Source organism: Peribacillus sp. YIM B13477 (assembly GCF_042787955.1).
Lineage (GTDB): Bacteria > Bacillota > Bacilli > Bacillales > DSM-1321 > Peribacillus > Peribacillus frigoritolerans.
This window is the reverse complement of record NZ_JBHZPD010000001.1, coordinates 185,385-209,888: the sequence shown is the minus strand read 5'-3', so window position 1 is coordinate 209,888 and position 24,504 is coordinate 185,385. Positions and strand designations below refer to the sequence as shown.

The 24,504-nt window shown below is 41.6% G+C and carries 26 protein-coding genes and 1 riboswitch; of the genes, 2 read left to right on the top strand and 24 right to left on the bottom strand.

Annotated elements, in window-relative coordinates; all coding sequences use genetic code 11:
• Nucleotides 1–161 precede the first annotated feature (161 nt).
• The 10 genes from ACFX4H_RS00990 to cymR all read right to left on the bottom strand — a co-directional run bounded on the left by ACFX4H_RS00990 (nucleotide 162) and on the right by cymR (nucleotide 9,696).
• Nucleotides 162–1,238, bottom strand: a complete 1,077-nt coding sequence (locus ACFX4H_RS00990; protein WP_054400170.1) for an AI-2E family transporter — start codon at nucleotides 1,236–1,238, stop codon at nucleotides 162–164.
• A gap of 226 nt (nucleotides 1,239–1,464) precedes the next feature.
• The gene (locus tag ACFX4H_RS00985; protein ID WP_034311361.1) at nucleotides 1,465–1,680 is read right to left on the bottom strand and encodes a hypothetical protein; all 216 of its coding nucleotides are present in this window, start codon (nucleotides 1,678–1,680) and stop codon (nucleotides 1,465–1,467) included.
• Complete coding sequence (locus tag ACFX4H_RS00980) at nucleotides 1,670–2,128, bottom strand: PRC-barrel domain-containing protein (protein ID WP_377433572.1); 459 nt, start codon at nucleotides 2,126–2,128, stop codon at nucleotides 1,670–1,672. Before ACFX4H_RS00980 ends, ACFX4H_RS00985 begins: the two co-directional genes overlap by 11 nt.
• 139 nt (nucleotides 2,129–2,267) lie before the next feature.
• Nucleotides 2,268–3,038 carry a TPM domain-containing protein gene (locus ACFX4H_RS00975; RefSeq protein WP_377433571.1) on the bottom strand — a complete coding sequence of 257 codons (771 nt, stop codon included), beginning with the start codon at nucleotides 3,036–3,038 and terminating at the stop codon, nucleotides 2,268–2,270.
• Entirely contained in the window at nucleotides 3,038–3,607 is a 570-nt protein-coding gene (locus ACFX4H_RS00970) for a LemA family protein (RefSeq protein WP_372464783.1), read from the bottom strand. Before ACFX4H_RS00970 ends, ACFX4H_RS00975 begins: the two co-directional genes overlap by 1 nt.
• Before the next feature lie 82 nt (nucleotides 3,608–3,689).
• Nucleotides 3,690–6,095 (bottom strand): SF1B family DNA helicase RecD2, encoded by a 2,406-nt coding sequence (recD2, locus tag ACFX4H_RS00965; RefSeq protein ID WP_249598452.1) that lies wholly within the window; start codon nucleotides 6,093–6,095, stop codon nucleotides 3,690–3,692.
• A gap of 36 nt (nucleotides 6,096–6,131) precedes the next feature.
• Nucleotides 6,132–6,797 carry a tetratricopeptide repeat protein gene (locus ACFX4H_RS00960; protein ID WP_377433569.1) on the bottom strand — a complete coding sequence of 222 codons (666 nt, stop codon included), beginning with the start codon at nucleotides 6,795–6,797 and terminating at the stop codon, nucleotides 6,132–6,134.
• Between the two features lie 121 nt (nucleotides 6,798–6,918).
• Entirely contained in the window at nucleotides 6,919–8,034 is a 1,116-nt protein-coding gene (gene mnmA, locus ACFX4H_RS00955; protein WP_377433568.1) for a tRNA 2-thiouridine(34) synthase MnmA, read from the bottom strand.
• A 29-nt stretch (nucleotides 8,035–8,063) separates the two neighbouring features.
• Nucleotides 8,064–9,209, bottom strand: coding sequence for a cysteine desulfurase family protein (locus ACFX4H_RS00950; RefSeq protein WP_377433566.1), 1,146 nt, complete (start codon nucleotides 9,207–9,209; stop codon nucleotides 8,064–8,066).
• A gap of 67 nt (nucleotides 9,210–9,276) precedes the next feature.
• Nucleotides 9,277–9,696, bottom strand: coding sequence for a cysteine metabolism transcriptional regulator CymR (gene cymR / locus ACFX4H_RS00945; protein ID WP_034308657.1), 420 nt, complete (start codon nucleotides 9,694–9,696; stop codon nucleotides 9,277–9,279).
• A gap of 324 nt (nucleotides 9,697–10,020) precedes the next feature.
• Between cymR and ACFX4H_RS00940 the strand changes: the two genes are divergently transcribed.
• On the top strand, nucleotides 10,021–11,292 hold the full coding sequence (locus ACFX4H_RS00940) for a replication-associated recombination protein A (RefSeq protein WP_283780692.1): 1,272 nt from the start codon (nucleotides 10,021–10,023) through the stop codon (nucleotides 11,290–11,292).
• Nucleotides 11,293–11,607: 315 nt separating this feature from the next.
• On the opposite strand, the gene ACFX4H_RS00935 is transcribed toward ACFX4H_RS00940, so the two are convergent.
• The 5 genes from ACFX4H_RS00935 to ACFX4H_RS00915 all read right to left on the bottom strand — a co-directional run bounded on the left by ACFX4H_RS00935 (nucleotide 11,608) and on the right by ACFX4H_RS00915 (nucleotide 14,615).
• Nucleotides 11,608–12,162 (bottom strand): hypothetical protein, encoded by a 555-nt coding sequence (locus tag ACFX4H_RS00935; RefSeq protein ID WP_377433564.1) that lies wholly within the window; start codon nucleotides 12,160–12,162, stop codon nucleotides 11,608–11,610.
• Between the two features lie 142 nt (nucleotides 12,163–12,304).
• Entirely contained in the window at nucleotides 12,305–12,514 is a 210-nt protein-coding gene (locus ACFX4H_RS00930) for a hypothetical protein (RefSeq protein WP_053535772.1), read from the bottom strand.
• Nucleotides 12,515–12,753: 239 nt separating this feature from the next.
• On the bottom strand, nucleotides 12,754–13,446 hold the full coding sequence (locus ACFX4H_RS00925; RefSeq protein ID WP_377433562.1) for an ABC transporter ATP-binding protein: 693 nt from the start codon (nucleotides 13,444–13,446) through the stop codon (nucleotides 12,754–12,756).
• The gene (locus tag ACFX4H_RS00920; protein WP_034311366.1) at nucleotides 13,443–13,820 is read right to left on the bottom strand and encodes a GntR family transcriptional regulator; all 378 of its coding nucleotides are present in this window, start codon (nucleotides 13,818–13,820) and stop codon (nucleotides 13,443–13,445) included. Before ACFX4H_RS00920 ends, ACFX4H_RS00925 begins: the two co-directional genes overlap by 4 nt.
• A gap of 3 nt (nucleotides 13,821–13,823) precedes the next feature.
• Nucleotides 13,824–14,615, bottom strand: coding sequence for a hypothetical protein (locus ACFX4H_RS00915; RefSeq protein WP_377433559.1), 792 nt, complete (start codon nucleotides 14,613–14,615; stop codon nucleotides 13,824–13,826).
• A 155-nt stretch (nucleotides 14,616–14,770) separates the two neighbouring features.
• On the opposite strand from ACFX4H_RS00915, the gene tagU reads away from it, so the two are divergent.
• Complete coding sequence (gene tagU, locus ACFX4H_RS00910; RefSeq protein WP_377433557.1) at nucleotides 14,771–15,700, top strand: polyisoprenyl-teichoic acid--peptidoglycan teichoic acid transferase TagU; 930 nt, start codon at nucleotides 14,771–14,773, stop codon at nucleotides 15,698–15,700.
• Between the two features lie 1,072 nt (nucleotides 15,701–16,772).
• On the opposite strand, the gene ACFX4H_RS00905 is transcribed toward tagU, so the two are convergent.
• The 9 genes from ACFX4H_RS00905 to ACFX4H_RS00865 all read right to left on the bottom strand — a co-directional run bounded on the left by ACFX4H_RS00905 (nucleotide 16,773) and on the right by ACFX4H_RS00865 (nucleotide 24,368).
• Nucleotides 16,773–16,904: a YwzD family small protein gene (locus ACFX4H_RS00905; protein ID WP_301291993.1), complete on the bottom strand. Its 132-nt coding sequence runs from the start codon at nucleotides 16,902–16,904 to the stop codon at nucleotides 16,773–16,775.
• Between the two features lie 270 nt (nucleotides 16,905–17,174).
• The gene (locus tag ACFX4H_RS00900) at nucleotides 17,175–17,312 is read right to left on the bottom strand and encodes a hypothetical protein (RefSeq protein ID WP_268565092.1); all 138 of its coding nucleotides are present in this window, start codon (nucleotides 17,310–17,312) and stop codon (nucleotides 17,175–17,177) included.
• A gap of 491 nt (nucleotides 17,313–17,803) precedes the next feature.
• On the bottom strand, nucleotides 17,804–17,929 hold the full coding sequence (locus tag ACFX4H_RS00895) for an anti-repressor SinI family protein (RefSeq protein WP_373368751.1): 126 nt from the start codon (nucleotides 17,927–17,929) through the stop codon (nucleotides 17,804–17,806).
• An 18-nt stretch (nucleotides 17,930–17,947) separates the two neighbouring features.
• A riboswitch (cyclic di-GMP riboswitch) is annotated at nucleotides 17,948–18,031 on the bottom strand.
• 389 nt (nucleotides 18,032–18,420) lie between these two features.
• Nucleotides 18,421–20,220 (bottom strand): ABC transporter ATP-binding protein, encoded by a 1,800-nt coding sequence (locus ACFX4H_RS00890; RefSeq protein WP_377433553.1) that lies wholly within the window; start codon nucleotides 20,218–20,220, stop codon nucleotides 18,421–18,423.
• Nucleotides 20,221–20,424: 204 nt separating this feature from the next.
• Nucleotides 20,425–20,907 carry a lasso peptide biosynthesis B2 protein gene (locus ACFX4H_RS00885; protein ID WP_377433551.1) on the bottom strand — a complete coding sequence of 161 codons (483 nt, stop codon included), beginning with the start codon at nucleotides 20,905–20,907 and terminating at the stop codon, nucleotides 20,425–20,427.
• Between the two features lie 31 nt (nucleotides 20,908–20,938).
• Nucleotides 20,939–21,223 carry a lasso peptide biosynthesis PqqD family chaperone gene (locus ACFX4H_RS00880; RefSeq protein WP_377433549.1) on the bottom strand — a complete coding sequence of 95 codons (285 nt, stop codon included), beginning with the start codon at nucleotides 21,221–21,223 and terminating at the stop codon, nucleotides 20,939–20,941.
• Nucleotides 21,220–22,155, bottom strand: coding sequence for an HPr kinase/phosphorylase (locus tag ACFX4H_RS00875; RefSeq protein ID WP_364277462.1), 936 nt, complete (start codon nucleotides 22,153–22,155; stop codon nucleotides 21,220–21,222). Before ACFX4H_RS00875 ends, ACFX4H_RS00880 begins: the two co-directional genes overlap by 4 nt.
• Before the next feature lie 125 nt (nucleotides 22,156–22,280).
• Nucleotides 22,281–22,412: a paeninodin family lasso peptide gene (locus ACFX4H_RS00870; protein WP_141489635.1), complete on the bottom strand. Its 132-nt coding sequence runs from the start codon at nucleotides 22,410–22,412 to the stop codon at nucleotides 22,281–22,283.
• Between the two features lie 15 nt (nucleotides 22,413–22,427).
• Nucleotides 22,428–24,368 carry a lasso peptide isopeptide bond-forming cyclase gene (locus ACFX4H_RS00865; protein ID WP_377433547.1) on the bottom strand — a complete coding sequence of 647 codons (1,941 nt, stop codon included), beginning with the start codon at nucleotides 24,366–24,368 and terminating at the stop codon, nucleotides 22,428–22,430.
• Nucleotides 24,369–24,504 lie beyond the last annotated feature (136 nt).

The window sequence follows — 24,504 nt, the reverse complement described above, 5'->3', positions numbered from 1 at the left end:
GCGGCGTGACGGCAGGTATTAGCTGCTCTCAGGACTAGCTTTCTGCTGCTCTTCACCTGGCAGTCCCTTTCAGCCTGGGGGACCCCTCTCTTTAGATGGACTTCAGCATACTTCATCCTTCAACGAATTATCTTATGTTATGGATTATATTCACAAGACTTTTATTTGTCAATAAGGGGCGGCTTCTTTCTAAAGTGAACGCGGGCATGAAGTACAAAAACTTTCAACACAGCCAAGATTGGAATCGAAAGGACCATGCCGACGATACCGCCTATTTCGCCTCCGGCCAATAATGCAAGCATGATGAACAGCGGATGCATATGAAGGCTTTTACCGACTATTAGCGGAGACAGGATATTTCCTTCAAGAAATTGAAGGACAAGCACGATGACCGCGATGATCAACACCATTTTCACTGACATTGTCGCGGCGATGACCACAGCAGGAATGGCCCCAATAATCGGTCCGAAATACGGAATGACATTCGTTATTCCGATTATCGCCCCCAAAAGAAGCGGATATTTCATTCCGGCTATCCAGAAGAGCAGCGAGGAAATCAAGCCGATCACGACACAGACGATGATTTGTCCGCGGATATAGCCGCCAAGCGATGCATCGACATCACGAACGAATGCCCGTCCCTGATTGCGCCATTTTTTCGGGGTCATATACCATGCCATTTTTTTTAAAACGGTGAAATCTTTCAGGATATAAAAAGCAATGAATGGAATCAACGCAATCAGGACGATGAAATCAATCATCTTCATTGCATACTCCATCGCCTTTTCCGGTATACGCTTCAGCCAGCCTTCGAAAAGGGTGACACCCTCTTCAAATCTTTCATGAATTCCGAACGGCCAGGCCGCCGTTTGATGATTGAGCTTATCAATCCTGCCCCGGTACTGTTCAACCAGTTCCGGCACGCTTTCCGACAGCTCGCGAACCTGGCTGACGATCACTGGAATCCCTTTATAAACGGCAAAACCGATCCCCCCGAAAAACAACAAATAGATGATCGTGATCGAAAGCCAGCGACGCATCCCTTTCTCATTTAAATATTCCACTACAGGGTGCAGCAAGTAACTGATGAACGCACCGACCAAAAAGGGCAGCAGTACCGTCACACATACAGTAACGGCAGGTCCCCACATGGGCTTAAGTTTCATAAAAATATAGATGACGAAAAATAAGAGCAATAAAAAACCCAGGCGATAAAACCACTTTAGCCGAATACTCACAATTAACACCCCCCGCTCATTTATTCTTCGAAAGGCGGAAGGTTTTCATACATAAAAAAGAGTGCCCTCATTATCAGGACACCCATTCCTGCTATAATAATGACTTTAATCTTTTGCGTATTTTCTTCATGTTCCGTTTGATCATCTTCGAGTTCATCAAGTCCGAACCCATATTCATTAGAGTATTGCGTGAACGTCTAGCCATTGCAAACACCTCTTCCGTTATTTACATACCGAAGCGGCGGTCATTTTCCTCAAACAAATCGTCCAATGAGCTTAAACTTCCATCTTCCTCGACTTGGTGCGTATTGATGAGCCCTTCGGACAGAGTCATTTCAATAAAGCAATTCCAACAATAATATTGATTTACGCCAATCTTCCCAACATCTTTACTGCGGCAATTCGGACATTTAATTTCCAAAATGGACACCTCACTGTTCATAAACTGAAACAATGATGGTATCCTTCCCTAATGCAGGCGGCTGTTTTGATTCTATCACTGTCGACTCCGAGAAAAACCCATCCGTTGTTTCATACGCTATAATCGTGCCCATTTCTTCCTTGAAATATACATCCTGCAGTAAACCAAGTTCTTCGCCCATTTCTGAAAACAGCATGCGTCCCAATACCTCGTCCTTCGATAGGCAAATGGAATCCGCAGGCACTTTCCTTAAGGTTGAATTTTGTTGGCTGATGACGATCCCATCTGGACCGAATGAAGAAATATCGTCAAGTTTCAAATGAAAAGCTCTTTTGAACAATGCTTGCTGATGAACGACCAAGCCCGTTACCTGTCCCATCTCAGAAATTGATAAATCGTGGACCGTGCCGATTCTTTCTCCTTTGATTGTGAAAACCGGCATTCCTTTCAATAAAGAAAACGTCCGCAAGGTCATCCCGCCTTTCCGAACATTTTTATTATCTCTTTACTACTGAAAATAGATGTGCTGAAAGGTTTTCCATTGTTGGTCCAACACAGGGGCCATACATAAAAAAAAGACCGGTTTCCCGGTCAGATACACGTGCTTTTTACCAGCCCCTGCTGGCACCTCCGCCGCCGGAACTTCCTCCGCCGCCGCCCCGTGGACCGCCGCTTCCGCCTCCACGGCCGCCGCCGCCGCGACTTATGAATATCAAAAGGATATTGATTAGCGTTTGAAGGAAAAACCCTTTAAAGAACTTGGCATCGAGGATGAATACGATGATGACGACGATGATAATGAGGAAAATCTGTAAACCTGATGGCTGAAAGGTTTCTGACTCGGGCTGAACGGAGAGATCTTGATAAAACTCGTCACCTAGGTTGTATTCTTTCGTGACGTCATTATATATAGCCTTATAGGTCTCCGTCAGGGCAACATCATATTTACCCTCTTTCAGCGCGGGGATAGCCACATCATCCAAAATCTGTCCAGATTTTATATCGGTTATGGCCCCTTCCAAACCGTACCCCACTTCAATACGGATTTTCTGTTCTTCCATGGCCAGCACGATGAGGACTCCATTGTTCAGCTCGGCATCACCAAGCTTGAATGACCTTAATGCCTCGACCGAGTACTCCTCGATCTCGGATCCTTCCAGCGAATCAACCGTCAAAATGGAAATTTGTGCTTTTGTGGCATCATCCAATCGTTTCCCAAGTTCGATGAGTTCCGATTTTTCCTGATCATCCAGGACTCCGGCGAAGTCCTGAACATATATATCCCCAACTGGTTCAGGAATGTTAGGTTGTGCTGCGGCCACGTTTGCTAAACTGAACGTGAGAATGAAGAATAGCGCAAACACAGCGAGTTTTTTCATTATTTATCGCTCCCGAAATCAACCTTTGGCGTTTCTTTTTCTTGATCGGTCACTTCAAAATATGGTTTGGCATCGAACCCGAACGCTCCTGCCATCATATTCTTCGGAAAGCGTTTAATCATCTTATTATAGTTGGTAACTTCATCATTATAGTCTTTTCGTGCTACCGTCAGCCGATTTTCCGTGCCTTCCAAGCTATCCATGAGGCCCTTAAAGTTCTCATTGGCCTTTAAGTCCGGATAGTTCTCGACAACAACCAAAAGACGGCTCAAGGCCCCGCTCAATTCTTGATCGGCTTCAATCGCATCTTCGGTCGAATTGGCACCTGCCAGCTTCGAGCGTGCATCACTCACCGCTTTAATGGCTTCCGTTTCATGCGAGGCATAACCCTTCACCGTTTCAACAAGATTCGGAATCAAATCCGCTCTTCGTTTTAATTGGTTATCCACCTGTGACCATTTATTATCGACATCTTCACTGGCACTAACAAGTCCGTTGTACGAAGATGCGCCATAAATGACCAATAGAACGACAACGACTATTCCGATTATCCAACCTTTTTTCATCAAATCCCCCCTGCTCACATATAAGTTATATCCTTATTAGTTCCACCAAAACCATGAATTTTAAACAAAATCAGTCAAAAAGAACCTACATAAAATCATATGGCGTGACATTTTCCATCCCGATCATCGGGTCAGCATGCATAAGAATATCAAGATAACTTGCCTCTTGATGTACCTCTCCCTTTTCAACCGGCATTTCTTCTTCACTCAAGATCTCCCGCAGCTTTTCACGCAAAGTCGTTTTCCGGCGCATCTCATCATTACGCTCGATCCCTAAACGGAATGCATCTTCTTCACCACATAGGATCAAGAAATTTTTACTGCGGGTAATCGCCGTATACAATAAATTACGGCGGAGCATCCGGTAATAACTTTTTACTACTGGTAAAATGACGATGGGGAATTCGCTTCCCTGCGACTTATGGATGGAGCAGCAATAGGCATGTGTAATCTGGTTCAAATCCTGCTTCGTGTAAGTCACTTCGATGCCTTCGAACGATATGATCACTTTATCGACAGAATCGGTATTTTCTTTAGCGAACAATATGGACACGATTTCCCCCATATCGCCATTAAAGACACCCTCTTCTGGCTGGTTCACCAGTTGAAGCACCTTATCTCCGGTTCTATATATCACGTCGCCGAATTTTATTTCCCGCCGCTTTTCATTCGCATTGCTATTGAACACTTCCTGAAGCATTTTATTCAGTGCATCAATCCCGGCAGGCCCTCTATACATGGGAGCCAGCACCTGTATATCTTTGGACGTGAAGCCTTTCGTCCTGGCATTGGCAACCACTTTCTCGATTACTTGGGGGATTTGATTGGTTTGGCAGCGAATGAACGATCGATCTTCCTGCTGTTTCGTGACATCATCCGGAAGCCTTCCTTTTTTGATTTCATGGGCCAATTCAATGATCGATGAGCCATCAGCTTGACGATATATATGTTCGAGACTGACTGTCGGTACACAATTCGATGCAAGCAAATCCTTTAAAACCTGCCCAGGGCCAACAGATGGCAGCTGATCTTCATCTCCAACCAATATCACTTGGACATTTTCTGGCAGAGCTTTAAACAATTGATGGGCCAGCCACGTATCCACCATCGAAACTTCATCGATGATCACGATACGGCCATCCAGCTGATTATCCTCATCATGGGAAAAGCCTTCACTCCCGTTCCACCCCAGCAAACGGTGGATCGTGACTGCGGGTAGCCCCGTCGACTCGGCCATTCGTTTCGCTGCTCGGCCAGTAGGAGCCGCAAGTACGAATGGAAAGGGATCGCTTCCTTCTTTTTTATAATCGTTAATGTCCATGGATACACCATGCAGCTCTGCATATAGCTCAACGATGCCTTTGATGACTGTCGTCTTACCGGTACCCGGTCCCCCCGTCAAGATCAACATCGGCGATTGCAGGGCTGTCTGGATCGCTTCCTTTTGGGCCGGGGCATAGGAAACATCAAGCCGCTCTTCCAGCTCCCCAAGTGCCAGCAAGAATTCCGATTCGGGGAACTGGTCCTCATACTCGGTTTGAGCAAGCAGCCGCTTGATGTTCATCACGATTCCCTTTTCCGAATAGAATAGCGAAGGCGGATAAATTCGTTGATCCTCGACAACGATTTTCCCCTCTTGCGTCAATTCGATTATTTCCGAGGAAATGTTGGTGAACTCAATGCGATCCCGTTTATTTTCCTCCAGCAGCCGTTTGACCGCTTCCAAAAGCTGCTCGGCTTCTATGTATATATTTCCGTCCTGGAGGCATTGGGATTCAAGCGTATACAAGCACGCAGCCTTGATTCGGTCGGGGTGGCTCCCGGAAATGCCCAGCTGATGCCCAAGCTCATCCGCCCGTCCAAACCCAATCCCTTCTATATCCTCTACGAGCTTATACGGATTACCCTGAACCATCGTGATCGTATCCTGCTTATACATTTGATAGATTTTCATCGACAGCTGCGGACCGAAGCCATATTGATTCAAGGCGATCATCACCTGCTCCAGACCTTGATGCTCGACTAATGTATCATAGAGGCCCTTTGCCTTTTCCCCTGATAGCTTCGGGATATCATCAAGCAGCGAAGGCTGAGCCAGAATTTTTGAAATGGCCTTATCACCCAGTGTCTCAACAATGCTTTCGGCTGTTTTTTTCCCAATGCCCTTGAAAAGGTCACCTGACAAATAACTGACAATGCCTTCCTTGGATTGAGGCAGATCCTTGCGAAAATGCTCTACATGGAATTGAAGGCCAAAACGCGGATGTTCCTTCATGGCCCCATAAAAAATATAGATCTCATCCTCATGCATCCTTGGAAAATAACCTGTTACGACGGCTTCCTTCTCTTCATAATCCAAATTCGTTTCATGCACACGAATTCTCACAACCGAGTACATATTTTCTTCATTATGAAAGATCGTCACTAAATGACTGCCTTTCATGAACTTTTTCTCCTCTGAAAACAAATCCAACGAATCTTGCTGGCTCAACGCTTCTCCCCACCTTTCCATGCATATGCTTTTTATTTACTCAGCATTCATTTCTTCCAACAGTTTCTTACCGTGCGCAGCAAGCATATGGTCAGGCTGTGCTTCCAAAGCCTTATCAAAATAAACCATCGCGGCTTTCGCATCCTCACGATACCCTGCAAACGCAACGCCTAAATTATAATAAGCATCCGCATGGCCCGGATCCTGTTCCACAACTTTATTCAGTTGATCGATCAATTCATCATACAATTCCGCATTAGCAAGACATAATGCATATTGGAATCTTGCATCAACATCCTCAGGGCTCAGCTCCACCGTTCTCTGCAGATAAGGCATCGCCAATTTCGGTTGATCCAATGCCATCAATGTCAATCCAAGCATGAAGTAAGCATCGCTGTTATCCAGTCCCAGACGGATGGCCTTTTCAAACATATCCTTCGCTTCGACCAGTTTAGAATCGGATTCATAATATAAATTTCCTAATGAATAGTACGCCGCTGCTGCATTTTCATCCAGCTCGATCGCCTTTTTGTAAAACTTGACCGCTTTATCCGTTTCACCCACGGCAGTCAATACATTCCCAAAGTTTATGTAAGCAACAGGCTCATTCGGATTTTCCTCTATCGCCTCATTAAAAACTTTCGCCGCTTCTTCGTATTTCCTTTGCTGCATAAATTCAATACCTTGTTGATTCTTATCCATATCCATTCACACTCCATTTTTATATTAAAAAGTATAGCATAAGCCAGTGGTCGAATTCAGGCGGTCACCCGCAATCCAAAAGAAGTCCCCAACCGCAAACACAGCTGGGGACATGATTATTTTACCCTACGTAAGTCAGTTTTTCACCTTTTTTAAATACTTCATCAATCGTACCGCCGCCAAGGCACACTTCACCATCATAGAAGACGACTGCTTGTCCAGGTGTGATCGCGCGGACTGGCTCGTCAAAGATGACTTCGACATCACCATTGTCCAAGACGTTCACCTTAACACCGCTATCGTCCTGACGGTACCTGAATTTTGCCGTGCATGTGAATTCATCGGCAGGCGCATGTTCCGCTACCCAGCTGACATTGACTGCACGAAGGGAATTGGAGTACAGCACATCATTATCAAAGCCTTGACACACATACAGTACATTGCGCTTCAAGTCTTTTCCCGCAACAAACCAAGGATCGCCGCTGCCGCCAATCCCCAGACCGTGACGCTGACCGATCGTGTAATACATCAATCCGTCATGCTTGCCCATAACCTTGCCATCCATCGTGACCATATCACCAGGCTGAGCTGGGAGGTAATTGCTTAAAAACTCTTTGAAATTGCGTTCACCGATAAAACAGATCCCTGTAGAATCTTTTTTCGTTGCCGTGGCAAGACCCGCTTCTTTCGCAATTTCACGGACTTCCTTCTTATCAATATGTCCAAGCGGAAACATGACTTTTTCCAACTGTTCTTGAGTAAGCTGGTTCAAGAAGTACGTTTGATCTTTATTATTATCGACACCGCGCAGCATTTTGTATTCGCCATCCCGGTATTCAACCTGTGCGTAATGACCTGTAGCCACATAGTCGGCACCAAGGCTTACCGCATGTTCAAGAAAAGCCTTGAACTTGATTTCCTTATTGCACATTACATCCGGATTCGGGGTACGGCCCGCTTTATACTCATCCAGGAAATAAGTGAAAACTTTATCCCAATACTGCTTCTCGAAATTGACCGCATAATAAGGGATGCCGATTTGATTACAAACGGCAATTACATCATTGTAATCTTCCGTTGCCGTACAGACTCCGTTTTCATCTGTATCATCCCAGTTCTTCATGAAAATCCCGACCACATCATAGCCTTGATTCTTCAATAGCAGGGCTGACACAGAAGAATCCACGCCTCCTGACATACCCACGACGACGCGGGTGTCCTGTGGTGCTTTTCTCATTCTGTCACCTCATTTATTTAAAGTAAGAATTATCTTCTCACTAATCTATTAACGATTTTAACGGTGGTTTCAGCCGCCTGCCTTACTTCCTCTTCCGTGTTGTTCAGACCGAAGCTGAAACGAATCGAATTCTTCGTCCGCTCCGAATCTTTCCCGAACATCGCCACAAGCACATGCGACGGATCGATTGACCCGGCAGTACAAGCGGATCCGCTCGATACAGCAACACCTGCCAAGTCCATATTTACGAGCATCGATTCCACATTCGTACCCGGAAAACTAACATTCAGCAAATGCGGCAGCGACTGTTCCATGGATCCGTTAATTTCATATTGTACATCCGCCTCATCAAAGACGGCAAGCAATACGTCTTTGAATCGCTTGTATTGCTCCTTTTTCTTTTCCATCGTGCTTTGTGCAACTAAAACAGCTTCTGAAAAACCGGCAATTGCCGGCACACTCTCCGTACCAGCACGGCGCTTGCGTTCTTGTTCCCCGCCATATAAATGCGGATTCAGCTTCAATCCTTCACGAATATAAAGAAAGCCGATTCCCTTGGGACCGTTGATTTTATGCGCGGTTACACTCAGCAAATCCACACCCAGCTCACGAACGTCGATAGAGATCAAACCATATGCCTGAACCGCATCCGTATGGAAAATGGCTTGATGACCCTTAAGCACCTGCCCTATCTCAGCAATCGGCTGGATCGTACCCACCTCATTATTGCCGAACATGACCGAAACCAAAATCGTGTCGTCCCTCAATGCCGCCTCTAAATCGGCAATTGAAATAAGCCCCGCTTCATTCACAGGTAAATATGTGACCTCAAAGCCAGACTTCTCAAGGTATTGGCAAGTATGCAAGACCGCATGATGCTCAATCTCCGTCGTAATGATGTGCTTCCCTTGTTCTTTATAAGCATTCGCAACACCAATGATCGCCGTATTATCAGCCTCGGTTCCGCCGCTCGTGAAAATGATTTCATTCCGCCCAGCCCCGATGCTCGCTGCAATACTCGAACGCGCTTCATCCAAAACATGGCGCGCCTCCCGCCCGAAAGCATGAATGCTCGACGGATTTCCGAAATCATTGCTCATGACCCTCATCATCGTATCGATCACATCCGGATGCATCGGTGAAGTCGCAGCATGATCTAAATATATTCTGTCCACTTTTTTGTCGCCTCCATTAAAAAACGCAAGCGCCTACATAATAGGCGCATTGCTAATCAATTATCAATTAAATATAGTACATATAAGAATCGATTTCACCCGTATCCTTGTAGCTCGCCAAATCCATAAGCGTCGTATTATCCAATACATCCTTCACGGCATCGCGAATCCTGATCCAAAGCTGACGCTTCACCGGCTCCTCATCCTCGATTCCCTCAACAGGCGTAATCGGCCCTTCCAATACACGAATGACATCACCTGAAGTAATCTCCTGAGGATCTTTGGACAGGACATACCCGCCATACGCACCGCGGACACTCTTCACCAACCCCGCATTACGAAGCGGCGCAATCAACTGCTCCAAATAATGCTCCGACAAATTATGCGTCTGGGCAATCGATTTCAAACTCTTCGGGCCTTCTCCATAATGTTTAGCAAGCTCGATCATAATCGTCAAACCATAACGGCCTTTAGTAGATATCTTCATACATATACACCTCAAATTATTTATCCGTTTCTAAATTCTTTTGAAATTATAGCATATTCCCGCCGGAAATGCATTCACCCGCCCTTCCTTTGTCAAATTATCCTAATTGGAGAGATAGGAAAAGTGAAAATAAAGAATGAAATGTAAACCGCTCGAGTGGCATGATCGAATTATTCGCTCGTGAGGCTAGATCGATTGATAACCCTACAGCATATTAAATCCCCATAGAGACTGCCATAATAGGAAATCACCCTCTTTTTATAGCATAATCAGCGCATTTCCCCCATCAGTTGTGATACCTTATATAAAAAGGAGAGGTGCGCAATGAATATTAAACCGCTTGCTTTCCGGATGCGGCCTCGATCGATTGATGAGATCATCGGGCAGGAGCATCTGGTCGGTGAAGGAAAAATTATCGCAAGGATGGTAAAAGCCAAGCAGCTTTCTTCCATGATCCTGTATGGTCCCCCGGGAATTGGCAAGACATCGATCGCAAGTGCGATTGCCGGAAGCACGAAGTTTGCGTTCCGGACGCTGAACGCAGTGACCAATAATAAAAAGGATATGGAAATCGTGGCAGCCGAAGCTAAAATGTCCGGTAAAGTGATTTTGCTGCTTGATGAGGTTCATCGGCTCGATAAGGCGAAGCAGGATTTCCTATTGCCTTATCTTGAAAACGGGATGATCACCCTGATCGGTGCAACGACCAGCAATCCCTATCACGCCATCAATCCGGCCATCAGAAGCCGGTGCCAGATTTTCGAGCTCAAATCATTGGTAACCGATGATATAACCAAAGCGCTGGAACGGGCACTTCATGATGAAGAGCGGGGACTTGGTGCATATGAAACCGAGGTCAGCTTAGATGCCCTTACCCATTTCGCGACTGCTTCGAATGGAGATGTCCGCAGTGCCCTTAACGCACTTGAGCTCGCCGTCATTTCCACCGAACCCGATGAGTCCGGAACCATTCATATAGATCTGCAAATTGCCGAGGAATGCATGCAGAAAAAAAGCTTCTCGCATGACAAGGATGGAGATGCCCATTATGATGTCCTGTCCGCTTTCCAAAAATCAATTCGCGGCAGTGATGTGAATGCAGCCCTTCATTATTTGGGTCGCTTAGTCGAAGCCGGAGATCTTGTAAGCATCGCCCGCCGCTTGGTAGTCATCGCATACGAAGACATAGCTCTTGCCAATCCCCAGGCTGGCCCCAGGGCTCTCGCTGCAGTCGAAGCCGCTGAACGACTCGGTTTCCCTGAAGCCCGGATTCCACTTGCCAACTCAGTGATCGAATTATGCCTATCACCTAAATCGAACACGGCCATTGTCGCAATCGATGCAGCCCTATCAGACATTCGTAGCGGCCATAGCGGCGATGTACCAGATCATCTTAAGGATGCCCATTACAAAGGGGCCACAGAACTCGGCCGCGGCATCGACTACCTTTATCCGCATGACTACGAAAATGGCTGGGTGAAGCAGCAATACTTACCGGACAAACTGCGCAGCAAAAAATATTACAAACCGAAAAAGAGCGGGAAATTTGAACAAGCACTTGCCTCGGTCTATGAAAATATCGAGAAAAAGAAATAACTCCGGATCACTTCAAATCCGGAGTTTTTTTATTGAACTTGCAACATGCGTTCAATATATAGACTATTATTCTTTAAAAAACCACCAGTAAACCAATTGTGTTCCAGGTAATATGTACAATTGTCAGCCAAACAATCCGGCTAGGGTCCTTTCTTAAGAAACCGCATAAGCTAAATTCCCTTTGAATTGCCTTGCTTGGGCAATTTTTCTCGTATCTAGTAAATGGATTACAATCCTAGCGTCAATTATGAGTCTAGCGGCATGTCCTTTTACAAAAGAAGGCACAACAACTCTTTGGTTGCTGTACCTGTATGGTCAATCTTCGTCTTTATAGATACCCTTCGATGCTTTAATCATATTATCCAGCCACATTTTCTTAAATACATTCACACGACGAGGAGTGCCATTTTCCTCACCCTCAGCTGAATTTTCAGTTTCTTCTTCTGCAGCCTCGGAAAGGATTTCATTTGAATTGCCTTCATCTGATGAACTTTCAGTTGAACTGCTTTCATCTGATGAACTTTCCGTTGAGCTGCTTTCATCTGATGAACTCTCCGTTGAGCTGCTTTCATCTGATGAACTCTCCGTTGAGCTGCTTTCATCTGATGAACTCTCCGTTGAATCACTTTCGTACGATGAGTTTTCCGTTGAATCACTCTCATACGAGGAGCTTTCCGTTGAATCACTTTCGTACGATGAGTTTTCCGTTGAATCACTCTCATACGAGGAGCTTTCCGTTGAATCACTCTCGTACGAGGAGCTTTCCGTTGAATCACTTTCGTACGAGGAACTTTCCGTTGAATCACTTTCGTACGATGAGCTTTCCGTTGAATCACTTTCGTACGATGAGCTTTCCGGTGTATATTCCATTTATTCTTTAACCTCCAAAATTTATTTATCCTCTAGGGATATCCGTACTGCATATATATGTTCCTACTTTCTAATAGGGACTTTGCTTATCACCCATTTTAAAGTAAATCTTCGTTCTAATTTAACTAGTTGTTAAATCTGTTTAGCTTTCAGTTGAACTACTTTCATCATCTGATAAGCTTTCCGTTGAATCACCCTCGTCTGATGAGCTTTCCGTTGAATCACCCTCGTCCGATGAGCTTTCCGTTGAATCACCCTCATACGATGAGCTTTCCGCTGAATCGCTCTCGTATGATGAACTTTCCGTTGAATTACTTTCTTCGTATGATGAACTTTCCGTTAAATATTCCATTTGTGAGTAGCCTCCAAGATTTATTTATTCTTTAAAGATATCCGTATTGCATATATATGCGCCTTCTTTCATGGAGGGACTTTGCTTATCACCCATTTTGAAGCAAAACTTCATACACCTGGATATATTTAGTTATTCCATTTCACCTGATCAAATTCATTAGAGTCATAGTTTTTCTCATTCCAAACAAAAAAGTAACCTCGGACTCTTTTCCGAAGCTACTTTATTATTCCTTCATATTAGCTATGATGTCCTTTTAGCCAACCGATCACTGATTTCCCACTAGATTCTCGAAGACCCTCGACACTTTCCTTAGAGATGATCTCGCCATTCTTAATCAGAATGACTTCATCAAGGATTTTATCGATTTCCTCGATTTCATGAGTCGCCATGATAACCATTTGCCTTCCAAAATCGATATAAGACAGCAAGCTCCGTACGATCGAATCCCGGACCATAACGTCCAACCCTGAGAATGGTTCATCCAATAAAACGACAGGTGCCTCCCGAGACAAAGCTAGCACTAATTTAAGCCTTCCGCGATTACCTTTCGACATCGTACGGACCTTCTTCCGTACATCCAATTTCACGAATTCCAGCATTTCAATTGCCTTATCCCGATTAAAATCAGCAAACTGCGAGGCATGAAAATCAATATACTGACCTGCCGTAAAATGAGGATAAAAAAAATCAAGCTCTGTCAGATAAGAAACATGTGAAGCCGACCTTCTGCTTACCGGCACCCCATCGACCGTAACCTCTCCTTGATCCGGTTTGATGAGACCGGCAATCAGTTTGAGCAATGTTGACTTACCGCTTCCATTGGTCCCTAACACCCCATAAATCTTCCCCACTTCAAACGTGAGTGTTACACCATCAAGGGCAGCAATGCTGCCATACTTTTTAGATACATCATACAGCTCAACCGTCATTCCGCATCCCCCTGCTTCTTCAGAAATTGCTGTACTGCTGTAAGCATTTCTTCTTTCGACAAGCCGATTTCTTTCATGTTCTCAACGAATGTCTCAATAACTTCCGTTTGAATCCTAGTACGCAATGAAGCAATCAGCGCAGGATCACTTTTAACGAATGTACCCTGCCCCCTTCTCGTCTCCACGATTCCATCCCTCTCAATCTCGGTATAAGTGCGTTGGATTGTATTCGGATTGACACCCATCTGGACAGCCATTTCGCGAACCGATGGCAGCCTATTCCCACTCTTTATCTCACCGCGTAATATTGAATAACAAATTCGATCTGCAACCTGTAAATAAATCGGCTTTGATGCATGGAATTCCTCAGACATCATTTACACCTCAATCTTTCGGTCCAAGAGCCAACATGAAGCTAGGAACAATATCAATAATCCAATAACATCCAATCCGCTTGTCAAAAGCGAAATATTCCCTCCGCCTTCCAAATAAAACTCCAAATTGGTTTTAGATAAGCTAAACGATGACGAACCGCTAAATGCCGGTACAGCCCATATTTCATCCAGTTTCTGATATACCTTTGTATTTCCAACCCAATTTTTCAACAAAATCATTCCTATAAACAAAAAAAACACAAACAGCCAACGAATATTTTTAATAAGTTGAATCCTTGCGAGTGCATGATACACTACCCATAAAAACATCATAAGCACTGCAATGACAATACTGACCGCCGTCATAACCCCGCCTATCTGAAACAATCCACCTAATTCCGTTATATTTTCCACCTGAAAGTCTTGCTGAAAATAACTAGTCGGAACCTTAAAAGCCACAAAAACTAAACAGCTGGCAAATAAAATGGAAACCACTTGAAACAGCACACTTGACAATAATTTACTTCCAAGCAACATTGCTGCAGACTGGGGATTGTAAATCCACAATTGCGTCTTCCCATCATAATTCAAACATCCAAAAATCAAAGAGAACATAATAAATGGCTGCAAGATCATGATTACCCATGTAGACATATAAAAAATACCTGCAACTTCCCAATACCTGGATACTAAAAAAGAAATAAACACAAATCCAACTTGCGCAACCAACAACCACAAAAGTGTGGATTTCCCAATCAACCACTCCTTTAGCACTAAACCCTTAAATGATTTCAATTTTTCCAACCCCTTAAAAATTGTTCTAGTTACATAGTACACAGTCACACCAAAATATGTCAAAGGTATTATAAAATAGTAAAATATACTATTCTTTTACTATGAAATTAAATATAATAGATGAAGTGGTTACCAAAAGAGGAAGGAAGTAAACTATGAGACATGAAAAAAAAAAGAAAAAGAAACGGACATGGCTGAAGGTAGTTGGGATAATTGTCCTACTTTTTATACTAGCCGGGGGAGCCTTTGCCTACTCCGTATGGAATTCACTGACTAAAACCGTTGACACGATGCATACACCAATAGACCGTACCACCGATAAACGAAAGAAAGACCTTGCACTGTCAGATCAGGAGCCATTCTCGATGCTCATGCTTGGTGTCGATGAACGTGATGGCGACAAAGGCCGTTCAGATACTATGATCGTCTTAACAGTCAATCCACAAAAGAAATCGGTCAAAATGCTAAGCATTCCGCGTGATACACGGACCGAGATCGTCGGTCATGGGACACAGGATAAAATCAACCATGCATTTGCCTTCGGCGGCGCGAAAATGTCCATGGATACCGTTGAAAAATTCCTGGATATCCCAATCGACTATTATATGAAGATCAATATGGAAGGCTTTAAGGATATCGTTGACGCAGTCGGCGGCGTGACCGTTCAAAACGATTTGGACTTCACTTATGAAGGCGTCCATTTTGCAAAGGGAAGCATTAATCTTAATGGAGAAGATGCGCTTAAATATTCACGAATGAGATATGATGATCCGAATGGTGATTATGGCCGTCAATCCAGACAACGTTCCATCATCGAGGCTGTCATCAAGGAAGGCGCTAGCCTTTCATCATTGACGAAATACGATGATGTATTCGATGCTTTAAGTAAAAATATCCAGACGAATTTGACGTTTGATGACATGATGGACATCCAGAAGAACTACAGGGACGCAAGCAAAAGCATAACCCAAGCAACCATTCCAGGAAATGGAACGAAAATCGACGGAGTCTACTATAATATTGTGTCGGATGAGGAAAAAGAAAAGGTTCAATCCGAATTAAAAGAACAATTATCCATAAAATAAGAAAAAATGAAAGAGCTGTCCAGACCCGCATCCTGACAGCTTTTTCATTTTCCCCGTCCAATATTCTGACAAAAAACGAACACCAAATGTAGAGATTTGTTGGAATTTTTGTTGTTTATTAGGCATGAATAGACGGTATAATCTAATATGAGCTGACAATTCCATCTTCCCCTTGCCCCTTTCATCACTTGACACAATTATTCTTTGGACCCGGAATTCCATCAACCGTCATTCATCAACTATAATAAATGACCCTAAATAAAAGGAGTGGATTTAAATGAAAATCAAAGCAGGCAGCTGGGCTATGCTAAGTAAACAGGACAAAATGTTTATTCTGAAAGCCATCAGTGACCGTTCAAGAATGAAATATGTTTCATGAGAAGTAAATCTTTTCGCCATTACATGAGAGCAGCGCCTCTCCCTTTTCAATAAAACGAACTTGAGCCTGAAAAAGGAGAGGAATCTATTCTAACTGATAATCCATAACAAACACCATTCGCCTTTTTCCTTTACGACATAGCAATTTTGTTCCAAAATAAACACCCTATAGCGAGATTTGAAGACCTGTGTAGCTCTGGTATTTCATAGGCCGATTTATGCTGCCTCCCAACCTAATCCAGACACTAGTTTTTCACTTTCTTAAATATCGACCAACATTATCATACTGAAAGGTCTCTACTTCCATATTGTAAAAGTACAAGACAACGATGTTGCACATATTCTGCGCGATTATATCGTAGCTTCGAAACGCTTTTCAAATGCGTGGCCAATGAAAAATGATACAAGCTCCTCACCAGAAGAATACTCGTTAAGAATCTTACATTTATTCATCGCCTTCATAGGTTTACTTACATAAACGACAAAAAAGAAGCATGTTATGGACATGCTCCTTCATAATATGTAGCCCTATGAGTTCTTCAGATTTATTAGCGGCTTCTTCATTGAAACAAGAAAAGAAGATTCCTAGTAAACCGCCAATCGTGACCAGGATGATATCCTGCCATAAAGGGGACGACCACCGGTTAGTTTTCAACACCCAACACCAATAAGCCCAAGACGAATTATCTACAAATCATATACTATCAGGTTGTTCAATGATCCCGCTTAATTTCTCCTTAATCTCTTCCACAAGTTCATTCACAGTAACCTCTTGTCCAGACTCACCCTTAGCAAAAGTGTCTTTTAAAATATCAAAAAAATCCATTAGAAATTTCCACTCCAATATATAATTGAGCCACCATTTCATACTGTTGTCCTAATCCCATTTTCAAAAATAAGGAATATAGCTCATTTATTTGATAATCACATATATAGTAGGAATTGGCAAGCGGAAACTCGTTTATCATTAGATAATTCACAGAAAATTAACAATTACTAAACTTTAGTAGAAAGGATTACTAGTAAAACTAAATGATTTATGTGGTTTAAAGGAAAACAAAAAAGGACCGATTGCTCAGCCCTTCGACACCCCGCACTATACTTGTCCCATGAAATAAGTCATTAATGAAATCAAAACTAAAGTAATTGTAATATAAGTCCCAATAAAAATTTTCTTGCTTCTTTGTTTCTTTTCATAAACTTCCTCAAACGTAATGAATTTGTTTTTTGTCATCAAATAGTCTCCTTATATTTTGATGGCAGCTATCTGACATCGCCTTTTGCGAAGTCCCTTTGCTTAATCTCTATAATCTAGTATCGGCACATAACCAAAAATCCTTAAGTATTATTAACTATTTTTTATAGGCTATTTTTCTCAAAATTATATCACACTAAGACTAAAGCATTATGTATACTAACTAATTTCTATGATCATCCTGTTAAATCCTGCCTAGATTTCATTTTAATAATCTAAATTTTAAGCGCTTACTTTATAAAATTCATGATTATTTTTATCCAACCGCAAAATGCCAACCATAAAGGAACACTGAATAAAATTCCCCACATTAATCCCTTCAAAAAGGCAATAGGTACATCCATAAAAAAAATTCCCTTCAATTAGATTGCGTTTTTATTATTATCGCCATGTTCTTTATTCTGGATACCTTTTACGTTAATGAAAACAAAAAAAGAAGACTGATTAACAGCCTTCCCTAAGTATTTTTATTATCCCCTGATGTCTGCTTTGTTCTTTCCTTTTATGAACTCTCGCACTTCTTCAATAGATAATCCTAAATTTTTGGCCTCCAAAATTAGATAAACCCATTCTTTCATTTCATTGTTAGCTTCCAAGACAAATCCCACCCATCTTGTGGTAACACAGCCGTCTTAGCATGTAGCCTTAGACCTGTAATTTTGCGTCCCTACTTTTCAATAGGTTTGCCTTTCTCAAGAATATTTCACATTTATTATTAACCAAGATTAATAAATCTCTTGAATCCCTGTTTCCATGGTGCTAATTAAAACTATATTAATGTTAATTATACTTAAAAACGTAATAATAGCTCTTAATACTATTCGTTTTTTTATGTCATTTTTCAACATCTTTCATCAAAAAATGACATCATAACTGGAAAACACTGTTATAATGCGCTTTCTTTACAACTCTTTTATTAATAATAGAATTATAATAGCATAAATAAGCTCAAATTTACTATTCCACAAAAATATTTTTTCGAAATACGAGGGCTAAGTGATTCAGTTTTAATTTATTTTCTCCAAGAAAAAAGCCAGCATTACAAACCATAATTGGCAGTAACCTGACTTTAACTCCAGTAAAATATTTACACACTTGATTCCATTTGGATACCTAATAAATTGCTAAACATCCCTCTTTTTTCATTCGCTAACTGGTTATATTCACCGACCTGAATGATTTCCCCCTGATCCATGACCAGCACTTGATCGGCATTGCGAATCGTCGATAATCGGTGAGCAATGACGATGATGGTCATTTTTCCTTTTAATCTTTCAATAGCGGATTGAATCTTCGCTTCGTTCTCTGTATCTAAAGCACTCGTCGCTTCATCCAATACCAGGATGGCCGGTTTACGTAAAATCGCTCTGGCTAACACTAGACGCTGCCTTTCTCCTCCTGATAGTCGGACACCTCGATCACCGATGAGGGTATCTAGACCTTGAGGAAGCTTACTGACAAAGTCAGCAGCTGCAGCGAACTCCAAAGACTCCCATATGGATTCATCACTTGCCTCAGGGTCAATGATCAGCAGATTTTCCCTTATTGTTGCATTAAAGAGAAATGGATCTTGCGGGATATAACTAATGGACCTCCGCAGTGATAATAATCGGTCATTAGTAAGGGGAACATCATCTATTCTGACTTCGCCGCTATTAGGATGATTCAATCCCATTAATATATCTATTAAGGTACTTTTTCCGGCACCCGATCGGCCGACAATAGCCGTCATACGGTTAGAGGGGATGTGTATGCTTATATTTTTTAGAGCATAAGTGCTCTCATTTTGATCATAACTAAAATAAATATTACGGCATTCCAATCCTCTTTTAATTTCAATAGGCATGATATTTTTATAATCAGTTTCATATAACTCTCTTGCCGTTTTACATTCGTTTTGTAAATCCGACAATGCTTTAAAAGATGGAAGCGTAGATCCTATTTGCTCTAAATTTGATTGAATGCTAGTAAACCTTGGCCACAACCTTGAAAAAATAACCATGATCAGCATTAATTGGGCTGGCTGGGCCATGAACATCTTTATCGAAAAAAACACAAAAATGGCAATTAAGACTGAGGATACAATTTTGAAGATCATTTGGGACGTAGTATTTAAGGTCGTTAACTTGATTCTGTTTTTTTCCATTCTCTCACTCAAAGAAAGAAACCAACTCAAATGAGAGTCCTCTAGTGAATTACTTTTGATATCTTTCATTCCGTTAAGATGATCAGTCATACCTGCTAAATATGTTTGTGTTAACTGGAAGGTTTCCTTTCCAATAGACCGAGACTTTTTCACAAATTTCCGTGACGAAAAAATAAGAATGCCCCCAAAGGCTATGATAAAACTCGTCATTGGAACAGATAAATAGAAAGCTATTCCGATTTGAATCAAAGTAAAAATAAGAGAAGATATAAACTGTAAAAATAAATTAATCCCTGCACTTACATTGAAGGTTTCGTTTGTCATGATGTTGATAATATCGGATTTCCTCTTTTTTAAGTAAAATCCCCAATTGACCTGCAGCAGACTGCCATACGCATCATCTCTTAACTTTCTAACAAAACCTTGTTGGATTTTGACTCCCAAGATTGTTTGATTCCGCTTAAATACACTTTGTCCAACCATTAATACCACATAAACACCAAGTATTAATAAAAGACTCAGCGTTTCCGGAATTCCTGTGAATAATCCATTAACCCAGCTTAAGAAAGGAACGTCATCCGTTTTTATATCCATTACACCGGTCAACCCAATCAATGGGATCAATAAGAAAATTCCTACCCCTTCTAAAAAGCCTACTAAAATCATACAAATAAGATTGATATATAATATTTTCCCCGAATAATCATGTATTTGTTTCGTAAAAAGTAAAAGATGCTTCATTACCATATCCTCCATTTGCAGGCCATATTTGATCGTTTCCTCCATGATACTGATAATAAAGCGCGAAAATGGAAGGAAAGGTACTAGGTATCCACTTTTCTAAGACTATTATTCACATTGAAGATAGTATGGGTGGGGTGGTGACGCGTGGGCTCCTTGATAAACCTTGGAGGGTTTATTTGGTTGAAATAGAATGTTATCAGATTAACCAGACTCTTGTTCTTTCAGGGCTCCGTCCTCATTCTTTTTAGAGAACTTAGAAACAACAGTGAACCTATCCATCACTTCAGCTCCCGTTATATAAAAAGGTCCACTGCGAAGCCAAGCATGTGCAATGAGCCCTCCATTCTCATCTTTGGCTGTACCTAAATAAAGAGTGCTATCAATCTTTCGTTTTTCCAGCATCTTCATAGCCGCCATTGCCTTTACAAGACACTGGCTTTCCCATATGGTGTAGCGGCTCATAATATTTATAGCCCGTGAAACATTTGCTAAAATCTCTTTATCCGCTGCAATCAATTCATATGATGACTCATTCATCTGTTCACCAAGTGTTGGGGCAACTTTTGAAAAGGAAATGCTTTTAAGATAACGGGCCCTGCCTAAATGTAAAAAGGCCTCGATATACAGCAGCTTTGTCTTGAAATTTAATCGAAGAAAAGTCTGAGCTTTCTTTGCGATATTCATTGTTTAGCCTCCTAGACTAAGATTCATGATACTAGGAATGGATGCTAACTAAGCCTTGTTCTAACAATTGACTTAAAAAGTCAGTGACATGTGACTGACAATCGGTATGGTCGACATTGTATTGTGACTGTAATGTTGTAACTAACTCTTGAATCGTGATAGGCTCCTTCATTAACTCCCATATTTCCCCGCCTAGTTCACCTAAATTATAATATTTACCGTTAGCAACGCTTAACATGACCTTTTCCCCATCCATATCACTTACTATGTTTCCTGGACTTTGGCTATATTTCGTATCAAGTTGATTAGTAATCATGAACTCTTTCCCCCATTTTTTAATACATGTAAAATAATTTCCGATAAGTCTGGCGCCGTGAAGCGATTCGTTGGTCTACGTAATTGGAAAAACTCGATTTTCTTAATCATTTTGGCTGAAGTATTAAAATGCCAATCCATCAATCCAGATTTTTGGATAAAAAAATTACGGTATGTATGGTGATACAATTTATAAAATCTTTGAAGAGATGGTATAGGCTTAATATCTATCTCGTCATTTTCTCCCTTTATCAATTCAAAAACACCAGCGAGCGGGAGTTGCTCGGTAATAAACTGATCTTGGACAGGAACAGCGAATTTATCTTCTCTAACAATGAGTGGCTGATAGTTATTTGAATCCATTTCAAAATGATTTAAGCTTTCCAGCCATAACTTTTGTTGTGGATATGAAGGTGTAACAATCGGAATATGTTCATTATTAAGCGTTACTGGTATAACATCATCACTCATGAGCTTATAGCCCCTTTTTAAAAAAGCTGAAGCAAGAGTGGATTTGCCAGCACCTGAATCACCAACGATTGCATATGCCTTTCCATCTATGGCTACCGCACTCCCGTGTATAGGAAGGATCTTTCTTTGCATCAAAATGGCTCCCATGCATGTTCCCAGGATATAAAGACGAATCTCATCCTCTTGTGCTGAATCAATTGGACAAAATTCTATTCTATTTCCGCTTTGAATCAAGAAAATGGCCGTCTTGGAAACATGAAACATGATCCAGTCTTTCTTAATGACAAAATCATCATCAGGAACTGAATGCTCAGACCATAATGCATGGAGATCAGCTTTTTTGATAAAAATATCTGCTTTATCATCCTCTATATAAATAGGAAGCAATTCGGGCAAAGCTATATCACTTGTAACGGTTAAACCATACGCTTCATATACAGTTCTTGTTTTGATACCGATCATATAAATACCCCCGCACATAAATAACGTCTCTTAATTAGACTAGTTCTAATGTATAAGTCATACCCCTATTATCTGGACAAATAGGGGCTTAGGGGAATCCTAACAGACTTGGTAGCGTAAAAAGCTTAACTAAAAGTTATATCACCTTTAGGTGTGCCTGCTGGAAAAGCAGCATCTGTGTAATCACCATCTGTTCCAAGCATTGTTTGATTAACATCAAGAACTTCCAATTCAGGTTTTTTCCATTCCTTTTTCATAGTATTCACCTCCTTTTAATTGAATCGTCTTAAAAATCGAAACACGATTAAACTCCGCATTAGGAATTTATGGTCAGGATTTGTAGCAAGTTCGGGACTAGTTCCTTTTCTAATCGTTCCTAAAGCATTCTTGATTGCTTGACCATCCAGGAATTCTAGAGCTTTATCATCTGTGCTCAGCTGCTCAATCTCCTCTATGAATTCACCCCATTTAGGCAGCATACGGTGTACCCAATCCGCTCCTTGGACACCTCTGTACCGTTGGTTTAGCCGTACTTTATCGGGTAAGACATTCACTGTTGCATTTCTAATCAGGGCACGATCCATCCCATTCTGTACATATTGATCTTCCGGGAGTGATAAACAAAAGCGAATGACACGGATATCATTCGTCGGATCTCGTTTCCACAACTTGTATCGTAAGGAGAGCTTTGTGGAAAGCGTATTGCCTGCATTCCACTGAAAGATATCTTCAAAGTGCTTTTTTCTTTCATTAAAAATATCAGAATTCGAATACCAGCCTGTTTCATCCATGCCAAATTCTTTAAATTTGTCATAAACGCCTATTTCTTCTGCAAATCTTGGATTGATTAAGGAAGGGATTTTATATGGAGCACCTTCCGGAAAGAGACGATCAATGATTGGAAAGCCGATTCTTGCAATAGTTTTAGCCCTTCGCAATCTAGATCCGCCAACCTTTCTCCTGTATTGTTCCAACTCTTGATAAAGGCGAACCCACTTTAATCTTTTTAATAGGAGGGAGTAATACTCCAAGGGGAATCCCCAGGAAATAGAAAAGTTCCCTCGATCTCCATTCAGCAAAACACCTATGTCATCCTCATGAGCTTTTTCAAACATTCCTTTCAACCAGAAAGAATTTTCAAAAAACTTATATGGCATCTCCATGATGTCAAGGAAGTCTTCCATTTCAGAATAGGAGTCTTTGCCCTTAAAGTCACAATAATGATCTATAATGCCGCCAACATGTCCCACCGTCGATTTGATGAAAGGGCGTTCGTCAGCCAATAAGTATTTAGGAGTAAAATCTTTAAAATCTTCGGGAGGAATATAACTATATGTATGTAATGCAGTGCTTTTCCGCTTCAATTGATTCACAGCAAAGCCAACAACAGCCCCAGAATCCAACCCACCACTCAACTGGGCGCCAACCTTCCGATGTGTCCTTAATCTGGATGTTACAGCTTCCTGGAAGACACTTTGGAATGCTTCGATGTAATCTTCATTAGATTTAAGTTTTAACTTATCACTCTGAGTCAAATAGGAATATCTCTTTAAAGTAACCCTATTATTCTCTATCGTTAAGCTATGTGATGGTGGTATTTGATTTATCGTTGTATACGGCGTTAATGATGAATCTACTGCATCAATCATTCCTGATACAGCCAAATACTCAGCAAGCCACTGTTCATTCAACTTTTTTCCAATAAAAGGTAATGACAGAAGTGGTTCCATAGTCGTGCAAAAGGCAAATTTCTGAGAGTTTTGATGATAATAAAGAGTTCTGCTTCCTGAAAAATCCCTTGCACCAAACAGCTTATGTTTCTTTTCATCCCAAATGACAAAAGCAAAGTCCCCTACCAAGAACTTTGGGGCATCTTCCCCCCACTTATAATAGGAAAGAAGAATCAGTTCACTATCCGTCATGCCCTTTTGATTGCGTGGCTTAACCTGTAACCTCTGGAATAACTCATCACGATTATCAATAATAGCATCGGCAGTAATGGTACATTGCCTTTCAAAATCATAAAGCGGGAGCTGCTCACCAACAGATTCAGGCGTGATCCATTGAGCATGACAACCAAGAAAGATCCTTTCTGAATGCCACATTTGGATTGAATCAGCAGGGTACTTTTGTAAAGCCGTCATCAAATTATGGCAATGTTGAAGATTCATAGGCTCTTCATTAAAATGATAAATACCGGCTATAGCACTCATGTTTTCCCCCTGTTGTTTTGTTATGTAATGAAAATTACATTAGCTTCCTTCGATGATGGTTAAAAACTTTGATGAAAACACTTCTATCATCTGATTTATAAAATTTCACCCCAACTAGTTTTAAGGGTGTCCATAT

What these genes read in the sequence shown, in the direction of transcription:
- ACFX4H_RS00890 (WP_377433553.1), bottom strand. Translation starts at nt 20,220, where the DNA reads ATGAAGCATCTTTTACTTTTTACGAAACAAATACATGATTATTCGGGG.
- ACFX4H_RS00905 (WP_301291993.1), bottom strand. Translation starts at nt 16,904, where the DNA reads ATGGATTTTTTTGATATTTTAAAAGACACTTTTGCTAAGGGTGAGTCT.
- ACFX4H_RS00935 (WP_377433564.1), bottom strand. Translation starts at nt 12,162, where the DNA reads ATGGAATATACACCGGAAAGCTCATCGTACGAAAGTGATTCAACGGAA.
- ACFX4H_RS00885 (WP_377433551.1), bottom strand. Translation starts at nt 20,907, where the DNA reads ATGAATATCGCAAAGAAAGCTCAGACTTTTCTTCGATTAAATTTCAAG.
- ACFX4H_RS00925 (WP_377433562.1), bottom strand. Translation starts at nt 13,446, where the DNA reads ATGACGGTTGAGCTGTATGATGTATCTAAAAAGTATGGCAGCATTGCT.
- tagU (WP_377433557.1), top strand. Translation starts at nt 14,771, where the DNA reads ATGAGACATGAAAAAAAAAAGAAAAAGAAACGGACATGGCTGAAGGTA.
- ACFX4H_RS00985 (WP_034311361.1), bottom strand. Translation starts at nt 1,680, where the DNA reads ATGAACAGTGAGGTGTCCATTTTGGAAATTAAATGTCCGAATTGCCGC.
- ACFX4H_RS00930 (WP_053535772.1), bottom strand. Translation starts at nt 12,514, where the DNA reads ATGGAATATTTAACGGAAAGTTCATCATACGAAGAAAGTAATTCAACG.
- ACFX4H_RS00900 (WP_268565092.1), bottom strand. Translation starts at nt 17,312, where the DNA reads ATGACAAAAAACAAATTCATTACGTTTGAGGAAGTTTATGAAAAGAAA.
- ACFX4H_RS00940 (WP_283780692.1), top strand. Translation starts at nt 10,021, where the DNA reads ATGAATATTAAACCGCTTGCTTTCCGGATGCGGCCTCGATCGATTGAT.
- ACFX4H_RS00975 (WP_377433571.1), bottom strand. Translation starts at nt 3,038, where the DNA reads ATGAAAAAACTCGCTGTGTTTGCGCTATTCTTCATTCTCACGTTCAGT.
- cymR (WP_034308657.1), bottom strand. Translation starts at nt 9,696, where the DNA reads ATGAAGATATCTACTAAAGGCCGTTATGGTTTGACGATTATGATCGAG.
- ACFX4H_RS00875 (WP_364277462.1), bottom strand. Translation starts at nt 22,155, where the DNA reads ATGATCGGTATCAAAACAAGAACTGTATATGAAGCGTATGGTTTAACC.
- ACFX4H_RS00960 (WP_377433569.1), bottom strand. Translation starts at nt 6,797, where the DNA reads ATGGATAAGAATCAACAAGGTATTGAATTTATGCAGCAAAGGAAATAC.
- ACFX4H_RS00920 (WP_034311366.1), bottom strand. Translation starts at nt 13,820, where the DNA reads ATGTCTGAGGAATTCCATGCATCAAAGCCGATTTATTTACAGGTTGCA.
- mnmA (WP_377433568.1), bottom strand. Translation starts at nt 8,034, where the DNA reads ATGAGAAAAGCACCACAGGACACCCGCGTCGTCGTGGGTATGTCAGGA.
- ACFX4H_RS00865 (WP_377433547.1), bottom strand. Translation starts at nt 24,368, where the DNA reads ATGAGTGCTATAGCCGGTATTTATCATTTTAATGAAGAGCCTATGAAT.
- ACFX4H_RS00880 (WP_377433549.1), bottom strand. Translation starts at nt 21,223, where the DNA reads ATGATTACTAATCAACTTGATACGAAATATAGCCAAAGTCCAGGAAAC.
- ACFX4H_RS00870 (WP_141489635.1), bottom strand. Translation starts at nt 22,412, where the DNA reads ATGAAAAAGGAATGGAAAAAACCTGAATTGGAAGTTCTTGATGTTAAT.